The following is a 17,308-nucleotide window of genomic DNA, read 5'->3' as shown; positions in this document are numbered from 1 at the left end:
CGTATGAAGTGCACCTTACACTTGTTTGCGAGTTTTTTCATCAGAATTAAACTTAATTAAAATAATTCAATGGAATTGTTTTGTATTTTTTATTGTAGGCTTTTCAAGCGACCTGATTATTGATTTTTTTTCATGTTTTATTTTTTTTATTGAATTAATGGGAGGTCCGTTCCAAGAATCATGTCGGCTGTTGTCTGTGGGTTTTATTATTTACGAGACGTGCCAAAGCGACTCTTTCTTCCTGTTTTAATTTTTTACCTTCCCCCCTACACTCGCCTCATGGATATTGATACTTCATCAAGAGAGCAGGGAATGACCCTCATAGAAATCATGCTAGTCCTGGCTCTTATAGCCATGCTGGGGCTGTGGTCGTTACAGGGGTGGCGTGAACATCAGCAAAGAATGCAGCTAGAGCAACAGGTTCAGCGTCTTCGCATTTATTTAACTGGGATGCAATCTATGGCTTACCGCAGTAACCAGACTCGGTTGCTGTGGGTCATCGATGGAAAAGGGGGCTGCGTGGGGAGCGGAGTCAAGCCGGATCAATGTCAGCCCCACGAGGCGAGAATATTTCAACTCACCGCGCCAGATATTTCTGTTAAGGCGTATTCGGAAAAAACTATGGGGTTTTATGGTCTACGCAACATGGCGCAGTCTGGGCATATTAGTCTGTACAACTCCGCGGGAACGATTCGAGTGATCCTTTCGAGCAGAGGGCGATTGAGACTGTGCAGCGAAACGCAGAGCATAGGCGGGATTGCGCTATGTTAAAGGCTAGAGATCTTACTTCGTGTCGCGTTAATCAAAAGGGTTTTACCCTGCCGGAGGCGATGCTGGCAATGGGTATTGGCAGTGTGCTTATTTTAGGCGCGATGCAGTTTTTCCCGATGCTAAGACAGCGAACGCAGCAGTTGAGTCAGCACTACCAGCTTGATCAACTGTTGCGACAGACGGCATTAACTCTGCAGAAAGATTTTAGGCGTGCAGGTTTCTGTGTCGGTAAATGTAACGGCAGGGCAATAGTGATTACACAGGCCAGCGGTGAGGCTAAAAACTCCTGCATCATCGTCGCCTATGACCTTAATCGAAACGGGCGCTGGGAGCCCGCCGGCCAGAGTGAATCAGAATATTTTGGCTATCGGCTGCGCAACCGAATGCTGGAAAGCCAGCGCGGTGTCACACAGTGCAACGGTTCCGGCTGGGAGCGAATGTTAGACCCTACTGAAGTCGAGTTTTCACAGTTTCAGCTTTCTACGGTTATCGGTGATTCGGGGGGGAAATTGCTGGTATTAGAGATGCGGGCGAATTGGAAGAAAAATACTTCAGTGGGCAGCAGGCTCAATACGGTCGTAAAAGTACAATGAAAAAGTCGAGGCAGTCGAATGAGGCCAGTCAACGCGGCAGTGCCCTAATACTGACCATTATGATGATGATGACCTTGGGCCTGCTTGCGCTAAATACGGTTAATCAACACCTGAACGCAGCGCTTTCATTAACACGCAGTGAAAAGAATCATCTCGTCGCTTGGGAGCTAGCCGCGTCATCGCTCAACTGGGGAATAAGCCGCCGCTGGGCGTTGCAAGCTAATAATCAATGGCAATGCGCAGAGCAACCTGATGATAGCTCGGCAAATTCTGAACTGCGCAGCTGTTTTAAACCTGCCGATCTTGCTGACTATTACGTCGTGCGCGGTGAGGGGAAAGGTGTTGCCGTAGAATCAGTGTTTTTATACCAATTGGCGACGCTGAAAATTATAAATCCCGGTGAAATACGCCTGTCTGCCATTAAAGATGGCTGGCTCGATTTTTGCCCGCTCAAGGACGAAACTAAATGCAGCGAAAAGGAACCCGCGGATGAGCCAACAGGAAGGATTAAGTTTACCTGAAACACTAATAGCTACACTGTTACTCTCAGTTTCTCTTCTGGGGCTGCTGCAATATTACCAGTCACTGAGCCAAGGATTTAGCCGCCAATGGCAGGTGCGTCAAGCCTGGAGTGAAGCACACGAGCAGCTTGAAAGTTTCGCCATAACGGGCAAAGCGAAAGAGTTGCAACAAAACGGCTGGCGCGTGCACATCACGGACATTAAGGCAACTGAACGTTGCCAAAGAGTGTCCGTCAGCGTAGAAACACCTTTGCGCTACACAAGCCAGTTAAGTCGCTGGATTTGTCGGCCTGACGCTGATTAATCAGTCTTAACAACGGTTTATTACCCACCTTTCTTTGCTTTGAGTGAGCGGGTGGGTAAAGTATGAATTATCCGGCCTGATAACAGCGCTGGGAGCCTCTAGCGTGAAGAAATTTGCTCCTTAAGGAGCCTCAAGGAAACGGCTATGTTTACTGTGTACCATTCCAATCAGTTAGATCTTCTCAAGATACTGACTACTCGCCTGATTGAAGGGCGTCCTCTTGATAACCTCTTTCATCAAGAAGTGATACTGGTTCAAAGCCCTGGAATGGCGCAGTGGCTACAAATGGAACTCGCTCAGACTTTTGGTATTGCCGCACAGATAGCTTTTCCGCTGCCGGCAACGTTTATTTGGGATATGTTCACCAAAGTGCTGCCCGGGATCCCCAAGGAGAGCGCCTTCAGTAAAGACGCAATGACCTGGAAGCTGATGTGGCTGCTGCCCGGCAAGCTTGAAGAGCCGGAGTTTGCCGCACTGCAACACTATTTGACCGACGATGGTGACAAAAGAAAAATTCATCAGCTGGCCGCACGCGTTGCCGACCTGTTCGACCAATATCTGGTGTACCGGCCAGAATGGCTGAAAACCTGGCAGCAGGGAAAGCTGGTTGAAGAAGAGCTTGACGCCTCACAGCTTTGGCAGGCTCCGCTGTGGCGCGCATTGTGTGAATATACCGACGCGCTTCAGCAGCCAGAATGGCACAGGGCCAATCTTTATGAGCGTTTTATTCATGCGCTAGACAGTACTGATGTCTGCCCGGAGGGGTTGCCGAAACGAGTATTCATTTGTGGTATTTCAGCGCTACCGCCGGTTTATTTGCAAGCACTCCAGGCGCTGGGTAAGCACATTGATATTCATCTGATGTTTACTAACCCCTGCCGCTACTATTGGGGCGATATTCAAAACTATGCTTTTCTCGCGCGTTTGCAGAGCCGCAAACGCCGTCACTATCTTGAATCAGTCGAAACATCGCTGTTTCGCGAACCTGATTTGGCTCAGCAGCTTTTCAATGAAGAGGGCGAGCAAAACCTCAGTAATCCGCTGTTAGCATCTTGGGGAAAGCTGGGGCGCGACCATATGTATTTGCTGTCTCAGGTTGATGATATTCAGGAAGTGCATGCTTTTGTTGATGTAGGGAATGAAACCCTGCTGCATGCACTTCAGCAGGACATGCTTGATCTTGAAGACCATGCCGTTATTGGCATGACAAAAGAGACACTAGCAAGCAGTAAAACGAAACGCGTTATGCAGCCGCAAGACCGCTCTGTCAGCGTGAACATCTGCCACAGCCCCCAGCGCGAAGTTGAAGTATTGCATGACAATCTGCTGGCGATGATGGACAACGACGATAGCCTCACGCCGCGCGATATTATTGTGATGGTTGCGGATATCGACAGTTACGCACCCTATATTCAGGCAGTATTTGGCAATGCGCCGAAAGACCGTTACCTGCCTTTTGCAATTTCAGACCGTAAGGCCAGCCAGTCTCATCCGGCACTCCAGGCGTTCATTTCCCTGCTTGACCTGCCATTAAGCCGCTTCACCTCCGAACAGGTGCTCGGGCTATTAGAAGTTCCTGCTCTGGCCACGCGTTTCTCAATTGATGAAGATGGCCTGCGCCTGCTGCGTCAATGGGTGGGCGAGTCGGGGATCCGCTGGGGACTAGACGACGATAATGTGCGTGAGTTGGCGCTTCCTGCTACCGGCCAGCACACCTGGCATTTTGGTCTTACGCGCATGTTGCTGGGCTATGCAATGGACAGCCGCGCGGGCGACTGGCAGGGTGTGCTGCCCTATGATGAATCTACGGGACTTGCAGCCGAGCTTGCCGGACATCTTGCCGAACTATTGATGCAGTTGAGTCAGTGGCGTATTCGCCTTGCGCAGTCTCGTTCGCTAAATGATTGGCTATCCGTATGCCACGAATTGCTCAACACCTTTTTCTCCCCAGAAGGTGAAACAGAAGTGGCCCTCGCATTGATTGAGCAGCAGTGGCAAAAGGTGATTAACCAAGGTATCGCAGCGCAATATCCTGATGAAGTTCCGCTGTCTATTCTTCGCGATGAACTGGCCTCAAGACTCGATCAAGAACGCATAAGTCAGCGCTTTCTTGCCGGACCTATCAACTTCTGTACGCTGATGCCGATGCGATCCATCCCATTTAAGGTCGTATGCCTGCTCGGCATGAACGACGGTATTTATCCTCGTACTTTACCGCCGCTGGGGTTCGATTTAATGGCCCGACAGGTTAAACGGGGCGATCGCAGCCGTCGCGACGATGACCGCTACCTGTTTTTGGAGGCACTGCTTTCCGCCCAGGACAGGCTGTATATCAGCTACATAGGGCGTTCAATTCAAGATAACAGTGAGCGCTATCCTTCCGTGCTGGTGAGTGAACTGCTTGAGTATATTGGACAGAGCTACTGCCTGGAGCAGGACCGCGAACGCAACGCCGATGACAGTGAAAAAAGGCTACGTCAGCATCTTGAGCATTGGCATTCGAGAACGCCGTTTGACGCCACTAATTTCGATAACCAGAGTGAGATGCAGAGTTATGCAGCCGAGTGGCTGCCCGCCGCCGGCGGAGAAGGTAGCGCGGTAACTGATTTTAATCAGCCACTCGAGGCTTTGCCGCTAGGTGATGTATCGCTGGATAATCTGCTTCGTTTTTATCGCCATCCTATTAAGGCTTTTTTCCAGATGCGACTGAACGTGAGCTTTATTATTGAAGAGACGGAGCTTTCGGATGAAGAGCCTTTTATCCTCGATAATCTGAATCGCTATCAGTTGAATACCCAACTATTGAACGCACTTATTGAGCGACAGGATCCCGCTATTCTGTTTAGCCATGTAAAAGCCTCCGGCGGACTGCCCTATGGGCCTTTCGGCGAGATTTACTGGCAGAAACAGTGTGATGAGATGGTTGAACTCGCAGACCGAGTTAGCGAGGCCCGCGCCGAAAGCAGCAGTATAGAGTTGACCCTTCAACTGGCCGACGGCCAATTGACCGGCTGGCTGCATCAGGTTCAGGATGATGGCCTATTGCGGTGGCGGCCTGCGGTACTGCTGGCCCGAGATGGCCTGCTGCTGTGGATTGAGCACGTGGTTTACTGCGCCAGCGGTGGTAAGGGTGAAAGCAAAATGTTTGGTCGTAGCGGCTCGGCTTTTCGCTACGCTACTCTTGAGCCAGACGTCGCGTTGAGCCAACTGGAGATACTGGTTGCCGGTTACAGAGAAGGGCTACGTTCGCCGCTAAAACTATTGAGTAAAAGTGGTTGGGCATGGCTCGATGTCTGCTTCGATACCCAGACAGGCACTATCAGCCCAGAGGTCGAGCTGCAAACCAAAGCCGTTAATAAGTTGGTGCAGGCCTGGCAGGGTGATGCCAGAGTTCCGGGCGAAGGACAAGACCCTTATGTGCAACGCGCCATGCGTCATCTGGATAATGAAAACATCGATGCCATCATCCGTGAATCAGAGCGCTTTCTTTTGCCGGTAGTTCAACATAATCTGGCTTAATATAATGGCAGAAAAAACGGAATGGTTTTAATGCTGTCTCGTTATAAAAAACTATCTGCCTCTGACGGGGTCTGAGTTATTTACGATGCTTTTGGTTACGGGTTCGCACACTTTCGACTCTTTAGCCTGAATTTTTCATATCAAACCAAGGGAGACAGGTAATGTTGAAACAGCTTACCCGTGTAAGCGGGTTACTGTTGTTGTTGACGTTTTGGGCCCCCGCAGTCTGGTCCGCAACAGACTGGCAACCAATTGCAGAAACAATACATAAAAGCCAAAACGATCCACGTCAGTATCAGGGGATAAAACTCGCCAATGGTATGACGGTGCTCCTTGTTTCAGATGCTGACGCCAGTAAATCACTGGCCGCGCTGGCAGTCTCGGTGGGCTCGCTTCAAGACCCCGACGGACAACTCGGGTTAGCGCATTTTACCGAACATATGCTGCTGATGGGGTCAAAGAAATACCCCAAACCTGAAAGCCTGTCCGAATTCCTGAAAATGCACGGTGGTAGCCACAATGGCAGCACGGCGTCTTATCGCACGGCGTTTTATCTCGAAGTTGAAAATGATGCCCTGAAAGAAGCCGTCGACCGTCTTGCCGATGCCGTGGGTGAGCCACTGCTTGACGCTAATTATGCTGACAAAGAGCGTAATGCGGTGAATGCCGAGTTGACGATGGCGCGTTCAAGAGATGGCATGCGTATGGGGCAGGTCAGAGCCGAAACGCTCAATCCTCTGCATCCTGGGTCGCGCTACGCGGGGGGCAATCTTGATACGCTTAAAGATAAGCCAGGAAATAACCTGCACGATGCGCTGGTGGCTTTCTACAATCGTTATTACTCCGCTAATCTCATGGTTGGGGTGATTTATAGCAATAAACCGCTGCCGGAACTGGCACAGATTGCATCTGATACCTTTGGGAAAATAGCTAATCACAACGCCAAGGTTCCGCCAATAACCGTTTCCAGTGTCACGCCGGAACAGCAGGGGATCCTTATTCACTATGTTCCTGCCGAGCCTCGAAAACAGCTACGAATCGAGTTTGCTATCGACAACAATAGCGCTGCTTTTCGCAGTAAAACCGATACTTATATAAGTTATTTGATTGGTAATCGCAGCAAAAACACGTTGTCTGACTGGCTGCAAAAACAGGGTCTGTCGGACGGTATAAGTGCAGGTGCCGACCCGATGGTGCAGGGTAATATGGGAGTTTTTGCTATCTCAGTTTCCCTCACGGAAAAAGGTCTGGCCGAGAAGGATCGCGTGATTGCGGCGGTTTTCAACTATTTATCGCTTATCCGTTCACAGGGCGTCAAAAAAGAGTATTTTGACGAAATTGCCCACGTTCTGGCCTTGGACTTCCGCTATCCGGCAGTGACTCGTAATATGGACTACGTGGAATGGCTGGTTGACACTATGGTGCGTGTGCCGGTCGACCATGTGCTGGATTCTCCCTATATTGCTGACCGATTTGATCCTCAGGCCATTGATAATCGCCTTGATTCACTGACCCCTGAGCAAGCGCGTTTCTGGATTATTAGCCCTAATGAACCGCACAACAAAATGGCCTATTTTGTTGATGCACCCTATGAGGTTGATAAAGTGCCTGCCAATGATTTTACCCAATGGCGGCAGTTGGAAAAACAGGTCAGCTTATCTTTACCGTTGCTGAATCCGTATATTCCTGAAAATCTTGAGGTGGTGAACAAGAACGCTGACCAAACCCGCCCGACATTAATTGTGAATCAAAAAGGGCTGCGTGTGCTCTACATGCCGAGCCGATATTTCTCTTCGGAACCGAAAGCCGATGTAACGCTGGCGTTTCGCAGTGAACAGTCCTTAGATTCGGCCAGAAAGCAGGTGTTATATGGCCTTAATGACTATCTGACCGGCGTCGCATTTGACCAACTGAGCTACCAGGCCTCGATTGGTGGCATCAGTTTCTCAACCTCTCCTGATCACGGTCTGGAGTTTAATGCCAATGGCTTTACGGATCATCTTCCCGATTTGCTAAGCGAACTGGTTGAACAGTATCCCAAAGTCGTGCCCACTACCGAGCAATTGGAGCAGGCCAAGTCCTGGTATCTGGAGCGCCTGGCAGCCGCTGACAAGGGGAAAGCCTTTGAGCTCGCGCTGCAGCCGGTACAGTTGATTTCTCGATTGCCTTACAGCGAACGTGAAGTACGCGAAAAAATGGTCAAAGGCATTACGCTGCAGGAGGTTATTGATTATCGCAAAAGTTTGCTTGATAAGGGCGCGTTGGAAGTCTTGGTGATGGGAAACATGACCGCGCCTCAGGTTGAAAAAATGGTCAATAATATTAAGGACAAAATAAAACCGCAGGGCACTAAGTGGTGGCGTGGCAGCAATATCATTGTTAACCATCGTCAAAAGGTCAATATGCAGCGAGTGGGCACCTCGACTGACTCTGCGCTCGCGGCGGTCTACGTACCAGTCGGCTATGATGAAGTCCGAAGCATGGGCTACTGCGCCTTACTGGGGCAAATTATTCAGCCTTGGTTCTACAGCCAACTGCGCACTCAGGAACAGCTCGGTTATGCGGTGTTTGCCTTTCCTATGCCAGTGGGTAAGCAGTGGGGAATCGGATTCTTGCTGCAAAGTAATAGCAAGCAGCCCAAATACCTCTATCAGCGCTATCTGGCGTTTTACCCTCAGGCTGAAAAGCGGCTCCGTGCCATGAAGGACAGCGAGTTTGCTCAGTACAAACAGGGGCTGCTGAACGAGATGCAGCAGCGTCCGCAAACCATGGGCGAAGAGGTAGGGCGCTTTAGTGAAGACTTAAGTCGTGGCAACGATAAATTTAATACGCGTGAAAAAGTGATTGCCGTAATTCAGGGGCTGACGCAAAAAGAGCTGGCAGACTTCTATCATCAGGCGGTTATTAGCCAAACGGGCTTCGCCATGCTTTCACAGGTTTCTGGTAATGACAGCAAGACGCCAGAATACGCCGCCCCTGTGGGTTGGAAAACCTATCCAACAACCTCAAGTTTACAAAAAACCTTTCCATATCAGGTTGATAAATAATGACAGAAATAATCCCGCACAGGCTCGATCCTCTTAATTTGCCGCTGTCTTGCGAGAGACTGATTGAGGCTTCTGCGGGTACCGGAAAAACGTTTACCTTGGCTCTGCTTTACCTGCGACTGCTGCTGGGTTTGGGTAAAGAGGCGGCTTTTGCCCGCAGACTCACCGTAGAAGAAATTCTGGTCGTGACGTTTACCGAGGCGGCAACCGAGGAGCTGCGCGGCCGTATACGCAGCAATATTCACGAGCTGCGGCTGGCCTGCATTCGCGGTGAAAGCAACAACCCAGTGCTGACCGTGCTAATGACTGAAATCATCGATTTGTCTGAGGCGGCCTCAACCCTGTTGGCTGCCGAGCGGCAGATGGACGAGGCGGCGATTTACACTATCCACGGCTTCTGCCAGCGTATGCTGATGCACAATGCGTTTGAATCCGGCATTCTTTTTGAACAAACGTTGATTCAGGATGAACTACCGCTGCGCCGTCAGGCCTGTGCCGATTTTTGGCGGCGCTACTGTTATCCACTGCCTTTGAATATTGCACGCGCGGTGTCGCAGGAGTGGAGTGGGCCGGAAGCGCTGCTTGCCGACCTTTCATCTTATCTTCACGGCGAAGCACCGCAGTTGCGCTTTCCCCCTGATAGCAATGAAACGCTCGACAGTCGTCATCAGCGGATCGTTGATAGAATTGATGATATTAAACAGCAATGGCGCCTGGGTGCCGCGGACTTTGAGAGTGTAATCACCCAGTCAGGCATCGACAAGCGCAGCTACAGCAGTCGTTATCTGCCTAATTGGCTGGCCTCGGTCGGTGAATGGGCCTCTCAACTGACCGAAAGTTACACGTTGCCGAAAGAACTTGAGCGTTTTCGGCAGTCGATACTGTTTGAGAAAACCAAGAAAGGGCAGCCGCCAGAGCACACCGTTTTTAATGCAATAGACCTTCTTTACGAAGAGCCACTGAGCATTCGTGATCTGGTTATTGCCCGCGCGTTAGATGAAATACGTCGCTCAATTGCCGAAGAGAAGCGTCAGCGCGCCGAGATGGGATTTGATGACCTGCTAAGTCGCCTTGATAATGCACTGCGTCAGCCTGCGGGCGAGCTATTGGCTCAGGCAATACGTCAGCGTTATCCGCTGGCAATGATTGATGAATTTCAGGATACCGATCCGCAGCAGTATCGTATCTTCCACTGCCTTTACGGGAATCAGCCCGCGTGTGGATTACTGCTAATCGGTGACCCCAAGCAGGCGATTTATGCGTTCCGTGGGGCGGACATTTTCACCTATATGCGTGCTCGGTCTGAAGTGAGTGCTCATTACACTATGGACACCAACTGGCGGTCGTCCGTTGCCATGGTAAATAGTGTTAATAAGCTGTTCTCGCGGCTGCCGTCACCATTTTTGTTCTCGGAAATCCCCTTTGTTTCGGTGCAGCCTGCGCCTAAAAATGCCGCGCTTTGCTTTGAACTCAATGGACAAATACAGCCTGGGCTGAAGTGTTGGCTGCAGCCTGGAGAAGGCGTTGGTGTAAATGATTATCAGCAGTTTATGGCGCAGCACTGCGCTGCTCAGATTCGTGACTGGCTCACGGCTGGTCAGCAGCAGCAGGCGTGGCTGGTGTCGGGAGATAAGCGTCGTTCCGTACAGGCTTCTGATATTACTATCCTTATTCGTAGTCGCCGCGAAGCTGCACTGATCCGTGATGCGCTTGCGACGCTCAATATTCCTTCGGTGTATCTCTCAAATCGAGACAGCGTGTTTGATACCCCTGAAGCCATGGATGTACTTTGGCTGCTGCAGGCTGTGTTGACGCCGGAGCATGAAAGAACGTTGCGCAGCGCCATGGCAACCGGTCTGATGGGGCTGGACGCATTGACTCTGGATGCGCTCAGTCAGGACGAACTTGCCTGGGACAAACTGGTGGATGAGTTTGACAGCTACCGTCAACGCTGGTTACAGCGAGGCGTACTGCCGATGCTCAAAAGTCTTATCATGAGCCGCCATATTGCCGAAGACTTGCTGGCTAATCCAGGAGGTGAGCGTCGACTTACCGACCTTCTGCATTTGGGTGAACTGTTGCAGGAGGAGGCGGCACAGCTCGACAGTGAACACGCCGTTGTACGCTGGCTGGCTCAGCAAATAGCGCAACCCGATGCACAGTCACAAAGCCAGCAGCTACGGCTTGAGAGTGACAAACACTTGGTTAAGGTTGTCACAATCCACAAGTCAAAAGGGCTGGAGTACCCGTTGGTCTGGCTGCCCTTTATCAGTAATTTCCGTCAGCAACAGAAAGGTCTTTACCATGACCGTACCAGCTTCGCTGCACTGCTTGATTTGAGTGAGGATGAAGGCAGCCTGCAGTTGGCCGAAGAAGAGCGATTGGCGGAGGATTTACGTCTGCTTTATGTCGCACTCACCCGATCTGTTTATCACTGCAGTCTCGGCATAGCGCCATTGATGCAGGGTAATCGGAAAAAACAGGGGGAGACCGATATACACCTTGGTGCGTTGGGTTATTTGATTCAAAACGGACAGCCGGGTGACGCAGGTTATCTTGCTGAGTGTTTACAGACTCTGGCTGATGAAAATATTGCAGTTTCACCTGCCGGAGGTAATGAGCAAACGGTGTGGATCCCGCCGGTTGTTGAGTCTCCACAGCTTGTCGCAGCGCAGCTAAGCCGCACTATTGCTGATTTTTGGCGAGTGACCAGTTATTCGGGTTTACAGCAGCACGGGTCGGTGCTGGCTCAAGATCTTTTACCGAAGCTGGATGTTGACGCCGCCGGCGAACAGCCGCAGGACAGCGAGCCACAAATGACGCCACACAGTTTCCCTCGTGGTGCAGCGCCCGGGACTTTCTTGCACAGTTTGTTTGAGGAAATCGATTTTAGTCAGCCGGTGGAGACCTCTTGGTTGCAGGAGATGCTGGAGGCTCAGGGCTATGACGCCGCGTGGCTTCCAGTGTTGGAGGAGTGGGTCAATACGGTATTGACCACGCCGCTTGACGACCATGAGATGTCGCTTAGTGCGCTGGACCCGTCGCAACATCAGTCCGAACTGCAATTTTATTTGCCGATTGATGGGTTGCTTAAATCCGAGCAGCTTGATGCTTTGGCGCGCACGCACGATAGCCTTTCTGCACAGTGCCCACCGTTAAATTTTCAGCAGGTGCGCGGCATGTTAAAGGGGTTTATTGACTTGGTTTACTGTTGGCAAGGGCGTTATTACCTGCTCGACTATAAGTCTAACTGGTTGGGCGAAGACAGCAGTGCCTATACACAGTCGGCCATGGAAAATGCGATGGCTCAGCACCGGTATGACCTTCAATATCAACTGTACACGCTGGCCCTGCATCGCTATTTGCAGCATCGATTAGCAAACTATAACTACCAACAACATTTTGGTGGCGTCATTTATCTGTTTTTGCGCGGCGTAGATGCCGAGCATCCTGACAACGGCATTTTCCGTCACCGCCCCAGCGAGGAATTTATTAAGTCGATGGACGCGCTGTTTAAAGGCCTGCCTTTGCCGCAGGAGGTAGTGTAATGATTGCACTGTATGAACAGGCAATGGCGCTAGGTGCGCTGCGGGCGTTGGACGTGCAGTTTGCACGCATGGTGGCGGGTGATAATCCGGCAATGATGCTTGCCGCCGCCAGCCTCAGTGCTGAAGCAGGACGCGGTCACGTATGTTTACGCCTTAATGAACTGCAACCGGAGAGGCTTTTTGAAGGCCGCTTTCCGGGATTAGCGAGCGCGATGTGGTTAGCGGCCGGTGAGCCCGATGAGTCCGCATGGCTAGAATTGCTGCAACAGCATTCGGCGGTGAGTGATGGAACCCACGCTACGCCGCTGGTGCTGCAACAGCAGCGTCTATATCTGCAAAGAATGTGGCAGGATGAAGGCCAGGTTGCCGCGTTCTTCATTGATGAAAACGCCTCGCCGCAGTTTGATTCGATTAAGCAAAATAGTGAAGTTTTCGTGGACGAAGGGCGGCTGCGTCAGGTGCTTGACCCGCTGTTTGGCCCGGCCAGTATCGACGACATTGACTGGCAGAAAGTGGCTGCTGCCGTGGCGGTGACCCGCCGTATTGCCATTATTTCTGGTGGGCCTGGAACCGGGAAAACGACGACGGTTGCCAAACTTTTGGCCGCATTGGTGCAACTCAACCCCGAGAGCCGCTTACGTATTCAACTGGCAGCCCCAACCGGCAAGGCAGCAGCAAGGTTGACGGAGTCACTAGGGCAGGCCAGCCAAAGGCTTGAGCTCACTGAAGCTCAGCGCGCACAGTTCCCCGATGAAGCTTCAACGCTCCACCGACTGCTTGGCGCACAGCCTAATAGCCAGCGAATGCGTTATCACCGGGGAAACCCGCTACACCTCGATGTGCTGGTGGTCGATGAAGCCTCGATGGTTGACCTGCCGATGATGGCCCGACTGATAGCAGCGCTGCCGGCGCAGGCTCGCGTTATTTTTCTTGGCGACCGAGATCAATTGGCTTCGGTAGAGGCTGGCGCCGTACTGGGTGACATTTGCCGTTTCGCCGAACAGGGTTACAGTCCGGCGCGCGCCGCGCAGTTGACGCGATTAACCGGCTGCCAGCTTGAAGGCACTGAACGTGCAGACGCAGCCAGCGTGCGAGATATGCTATGTTTGCTGCGTAAAAGCTACCGATTTGGTGCTAAGTCGGGCATTGGTCTGCTAGCCACAGCGGTTAATTCCGGCGACAGCCACGCAGCCCGGCGGGTGCTTTCTCAAAATTTGCCCGACGTAGCCAGTTTCCCACTCAACGAAACGGATGATTTTCAATCATTGCTCAATGCCTGTGTGGCGGGTTATCGCCCCTATTTACAGGCGGTGGTTAATGCCGCGCCACCTGCCGAGATACTGAAGACTTTTAGCGAATTTCAGGTGCTTTGTGCCCTGCGTGAAGGGCCGTTTGGCCTTGCTGGATTAAATGAGCGCATCGAGCAACTGCTACAGCGTCACGGGCTAATTCGTCGCCCAACTGGACTGGGTGGGCGTTGGTATGCCGGAAGGCCGGTCATGATCAGCCGCAATGACAGCGCGCTTGGGCTGTTTAACGGGGATATCGGCATTACTCTACGTAATGAGCTAGGTGAGCTGAGGGTTTATTTTCAACTGCCTGACGGCCAAATAAAGTCTGTACAGCCGAGCCGCCTGCCGGTGCATGATACCGCCTATGCCATGACGGTTCACAAGTCGCAGGGGTCGGAATTCGAGCACACGCTCTTGGTGCTGCCTAACCATTTCTTACCGGTATTAACGCGAGAGCTGGTTTATACAGCCATTACTCGCGCCAAGCGACAGCTGTCGCTTTATGCCAGTGAAAAGGTTTTAGCCAAGGCAATTAGTACGCCGACACAAAGGCGTAGCGGCCTGGTTGAGCGGCTGACCTCTCGCTAACGGCAGCGGCAAAATGATAAAAAAAGGCGGGATGATAGTCATTCCGCCTTTTTTGTCTCTTATTTGACCGTTTGGCCATTAGAGATCTGCAATCAGGATTTTTGAACGTCGCTGGTAATTATACATCTCTTGTTTTTGAATCGGTAGAACGTCGACGTCGGCGGGTTTAAAGCCGCGTTCCTGGAACCAGTGGATACTGCGCGTGGTCAGCACGAAAAGGCGGGTCAGACCCATCTGTTTGGCATGGCTGGCTACGCGTTTAAGCAGCATTTCACCGCGCGACGAACTGCGATAGTCGGGATGCACAGCCACGCAGGCCATTTCCCCAATCTTTTCATCGAGAAACGGGTAGAGCGCTGCGCAGGCGATCGTCAGGTTATCGCGTTCAATGATGGTAAACTTATCGATTTCCATTTCCAGCTGTTCGCGGGAGCGGCGCACCAGAATGCCCTGCTGCTCCAGCGGACGTATGAGTTCCAGAATGCCGCCGATGTCATTTATTGTGGCGCGACGCACCTGTTCAGCACTCTCCATCACCACCTGCGTACCGATACCGTCGCGCGAGAACAGTTCCTGAATAAGCGCGCCGTCTTCCTGATAGCTTATCAGGTGGCTGCGGCGTACGCCGCTGCGGCAGGCTTTAACTGCACCGCGCAGGAAGCGCACAGTCTCGGACTGGTAGTCTTTCTGCTCTTCAATTTTCTCGATAAAATCCTGCGCTTCGTTCGGGAAAAGTTCCGAGATAATGTTGTCTTCGCTGTCAATAACGCCCTGTTCGGCGCTAAAGCCGATCATTTTTTCTGCCTTGAGCTTTATAGCCAGTTGGGTGGCAACTTCTTCAGAAACCAGATTAAAACTTTCGCCAGTAACTGATACCGCAACCGGACCCAGCAAGACAATCGCGTTGCTGTCGAGTTGGCGGTGAATTGCCTCTTCGTCGATACGACGAATGCGCCCGCTGTGGCAATAGTCGATGCCGTCATCCACGCCCAGTGGCTGCGCGATAATGAAGTTGCCACTCACAACGTTAATGTGCGCACCCTGCAGCGGCGTATTATTGAGACTCATTGAGAGCCGCGCGGTGATATCAAGCTGCAAAAGGCCAGCGGCCTGCTTCACTAACTCCAGAGCTCTGGCGTCAGTGACGCGGGTGTTTTTATGATAAATCGGCTCATAGTTATGCTCAGACAGGTTAGTGTCGATTTGCGGACGTGCGCCATAAACCACAACTAGCCTGATGCCCAGACTGTGCAACAGCCCGATGTCATTGACTATGTTTGTGAAATTCTCATGTTCGATGGCCTCACCACTGAGCATGATAACGAAAGTCTTACCCCGGTGAGCATTAATGTAGGGAACTGAGTGGCGAAAACCCTGGACCAGTTCAGTGCTTCGTTCCTTCACGGCAAAACCTCTTTTGCATTTTTATTCGTAATTTTTGTATTTTTATTCTTTTATGACCCTGTGGCAAGTAAGAAATCTCTGTTTTTGAAATTCAATTATTTCTAACAATCAAAAAACTGAAAAATCCTGACAATACAAAGGATGACAGGGGAGGGGCGATTCGTTAAAGTTCGTCCTATTGCGTTTTGTTACTTTTACTCATCTTTTGATATCTTTGAGACTACATGCCTGACGAACAACATAATTCTCGCCGACGTCTTCTTCTGCAGGGCGTTGCAGCATCATGGTTGTTGAGCGTAACGCGCGTGGGTGCGGCAGCCAGTTCGCACGTTGTTGCGGTGCGTGTTTGGCCATCATCAACCTATACCCGCATTACGCTGGAGTCGAGCCAGCCGCTTAAGTATAAGCAGTTTATGTTACAAGATCCGCAGCGTGTGGTGGTGGACATTGAAGACGTTCAGCTCAACTCGGTGCTTAAGGGATTGGGTGAAAAGATTAACGCCAGTGACCCTTATATTCAGCGGTTGCGGGTAGGGCAGTTCAATAAATCCACCGTTAGGCTGGTTGTGGAGCTAAAGCAAACCTCTGCACCACACCTGTTTACTCTTCCGCCCGTTGCAGAGTTTCGTCATCGCTTGGTCGTCGATCTTTATCCTTTTAAAAACAGCAGCGGTGAGCAGGATGACCCGCTGTTGGCACTATTAGAGGACTACAACCGCGGAGACGTGGCAAGAACCCTACCGCCCGAGAAAAAGAAAGACGGTAAAGCAGGGCACGAGCGCCCGCTGGTCATTATGCTCGACCCTGGTCACGGCGGTGAAGACCCGGGGGCGATTGGGAAATATAAAACGCGTGAGAAAGACGTGGTGCTGCAGATTGCCCGGCGTTTGCAAAAACTCATTAAACAACAGCCCAACATGACGGTTTATATGACCCGCAACGAAGATATTTTTATTCCGTTAAAGGTTCGGGTCGCAAAGGCGCGCAAACTGCGTGCAGATCTGTTTATTTCGATTCACGCCGACGCCTTCACCAACCGCGCCGCGCACGGTTCCTCCGTATTTGCTCTTTCAACCAAAGGCGCAACCAGCGCGGCCGCGCGTTTCCTGGCGCAGACTCAGAATGAGTCAGACAGCATTGGCGGCGTGAGTAAAAGCGGTGACCGCTATCTTGACCATACTTTATTTGATTTAGTGCAAACGGCCACTGTCACTGACAGTCTGAAGTTTGGTAAAGAAGTGCTAACGCGCATGGGAAGGGTCAATCATCTGCACAAGCATAAAGTCGATCAGGCAGGATTTGCGGTATTAAAAGCCCCCGATATTCCGTCGATTCTGGTAGAGACGGCTTTTATCAGCAACGTCAATGAAGAGCGAAAATTGAAGACCTCCCATTTTCAGCAGCAGATAGCGGAATCGATCTTGGCAGGAATTAACGCTTATTTTGCCGAAGGCGGTATGTTGGCAAGGCGCTGAGTAGAGGATTCAACGCTCGGTGGCGTAAGCGTTTCTTTGAATTGCAGGCAAAAAAAAACACCCTGAAGGGTGCTTGTTTTTAACAGACTTTGTATAAAATTCAGTAGATTGGTTGCGGAGGCCGGATTTGAACCGACGACCTTCGGGTTATGAGCCCGACGAGCTACCAGGCTGCTCCACCCCGCGTCCGTCTACTACAGTCTATTACTTTTTACTACTTTAATGCTTTCAGTCAGTTGGTTGCGG

General features: G+C 51.3%; 10 protein-coding genes and 1 tRNA gene. 9 read left to right on the top strand and 2 right to left on the bottom strand.

The annotated features are described in order from the left end of the window. The first annotated feature begins 180 nt into the window (after window positions 1-180). From BS639_RS23090 to recD, 8 genes are all read left to right on the top strand, one after another. Complete coding sequence (locus BS639_RS23090; protein ID WP_324615974.1) at window positions 181-771, top strand: prepilin peptidase-dependent protein; 591 nt, start codon at window positions 181-183, stop codon at window positions 769-771. Then, window positions 765-1,364, top strand: coding sequence for a prepilin peptidase-dependent protein (locus BS639_RS23085; protein ID WP_084984449.1), 600 nt, complete (start codon window positions 765-767; stop codon window positions 1,362-1,364). Before BS639_RS23090 ends, BS639_RS23085 begins: the two co-directional genes overlap by 7 nt. Beyond that, the gene (locus BS639_RS23080) at window positions 1,361-1,885 is read left to right on the top strand and encodes a YgdB family protein (RefSeq protein WP_055772986.1); all 525 of its coding nucleotides are present in this window, start codon (window positions 1,361-1,363) and stop codon (window positions 1,883-1,885) included. Before BS639_RS23085 ends, BS639_RS23080 begins: the two co-directional genes overlap by 4 nt. Then, window positions 1,854-2,189, top strand: coding sequence for a prepilin-type N-terminal cleavage/methylation domain-containing protein (locus BS639_RS23075; RefSeq protein ID WP_084984448.1), 336 nt, complete (start codon window positions 1,854-1,856; stop codon window positions 2,187-2,189). Before BS639_RS23080 ends, BS639_RS23075 begins: the two co-directional genes overlap by 32 nt. 144 nt (window positions 2,190-2,333) lie before the next feature. Beyond that, entirely contained in the window at window positions 2,334-5,708 is a 3,375-nt protein-coding gene (gene recC, locus BS639_RS23070; RefSeq protein WP_084984447.1) for an exodeoxyribonuclease V subunit gamma, read from the top strand. Window positions 5,709-5,869: 161 nt separating this feature from the next. After that, complete coding sequence (gene ptrA, locus BS639_RS23065) at window positions 5,870-8,755, top strand: pitrilysin (protein WP_084984446.1); 2,886 nt, start codon at window positions 5,870-5,872, stop codon at window positions 8,753-8,755. Beyond that, window positions 8,755-12,303, top strand: a complete 3,549-nt coding sequence (gene recB / locus BS639_RS23060) for an exodeoxyribonuclease V subunit beta (protein WP_084984445.1) — start codon at window positions 8,755-8,757, stop codon at window positions 12,301-12,303. Before ptrA ends, recB begins: the two co-directional genes overlap by 1 nt. After that, on the top strand, window positions 12,303-14,183 hold the full coding sequence (recD, locus tag BS639_RS23055; RefSeq protein WP_084984444.1) for an exodeoxyribonuclease V subunit alpha: 1,881 nt from the start codon (window positions 12,303-12,305) through the stop codon (window positions 14,181-14,183). The genes recB and recD overlap by 1 nt, the downstream gene beginning before the upstream one ends. Before the next feature lie 78 nt (window positions 14,184-14,261). On the opposite strand, the gene argA is transcribed toward recD, so the two are convergent. Further along, entirely contained in the window at window positions 14,262-15,587 is a 1,326-nt protein-coding gene (gene argA, locus BS639_RS23050) for an amino-acid N-acetyltransferase (protein ID WP_084984443.1), read from the bottom strand. Window positions 15,588-15,811: 224 nt separating this feature from the next. On the opposite strand from argA, the gene amiC reads away from it, so the two are divergent. Then, window positions 15,812-17,062, top strand: a complete 1,251-nt coding sequence (gene amiC / locus BS639_RS23045; protein WP_084984442.1) for an N-acetylmuramoyl-L-alanine amidase AmiC — start codon at window positions 15,812-15,814, stop codon at window positions 17,060-17,062. 109 nt (window positions 17,063-17,171) lie between these two features. Here amiC and BS639_RS23040 read toward each other — a convergent pair. Then, window positions 17,172-17,248, bottom strand: a tRNA-Met gene (locus BS639_RS23040). Window positions 17,249-17,308: the final 60 nt, after the last annotated feature.

Origin of the sequence: Rouxiella silvae (assembly GCF_002093625.1) — a bacterium.
GTDB lineage: Bacteria > Pseudomonadota > Gammaproteobacteria > Enterobacterales > Enterobacteriaceae > Rouxiella > Rouxiella silvae.
Note: the sequence above shows the minus strand (reverse complement) of the source record. Positions and strands in the feature narration are given on the sequence as shown.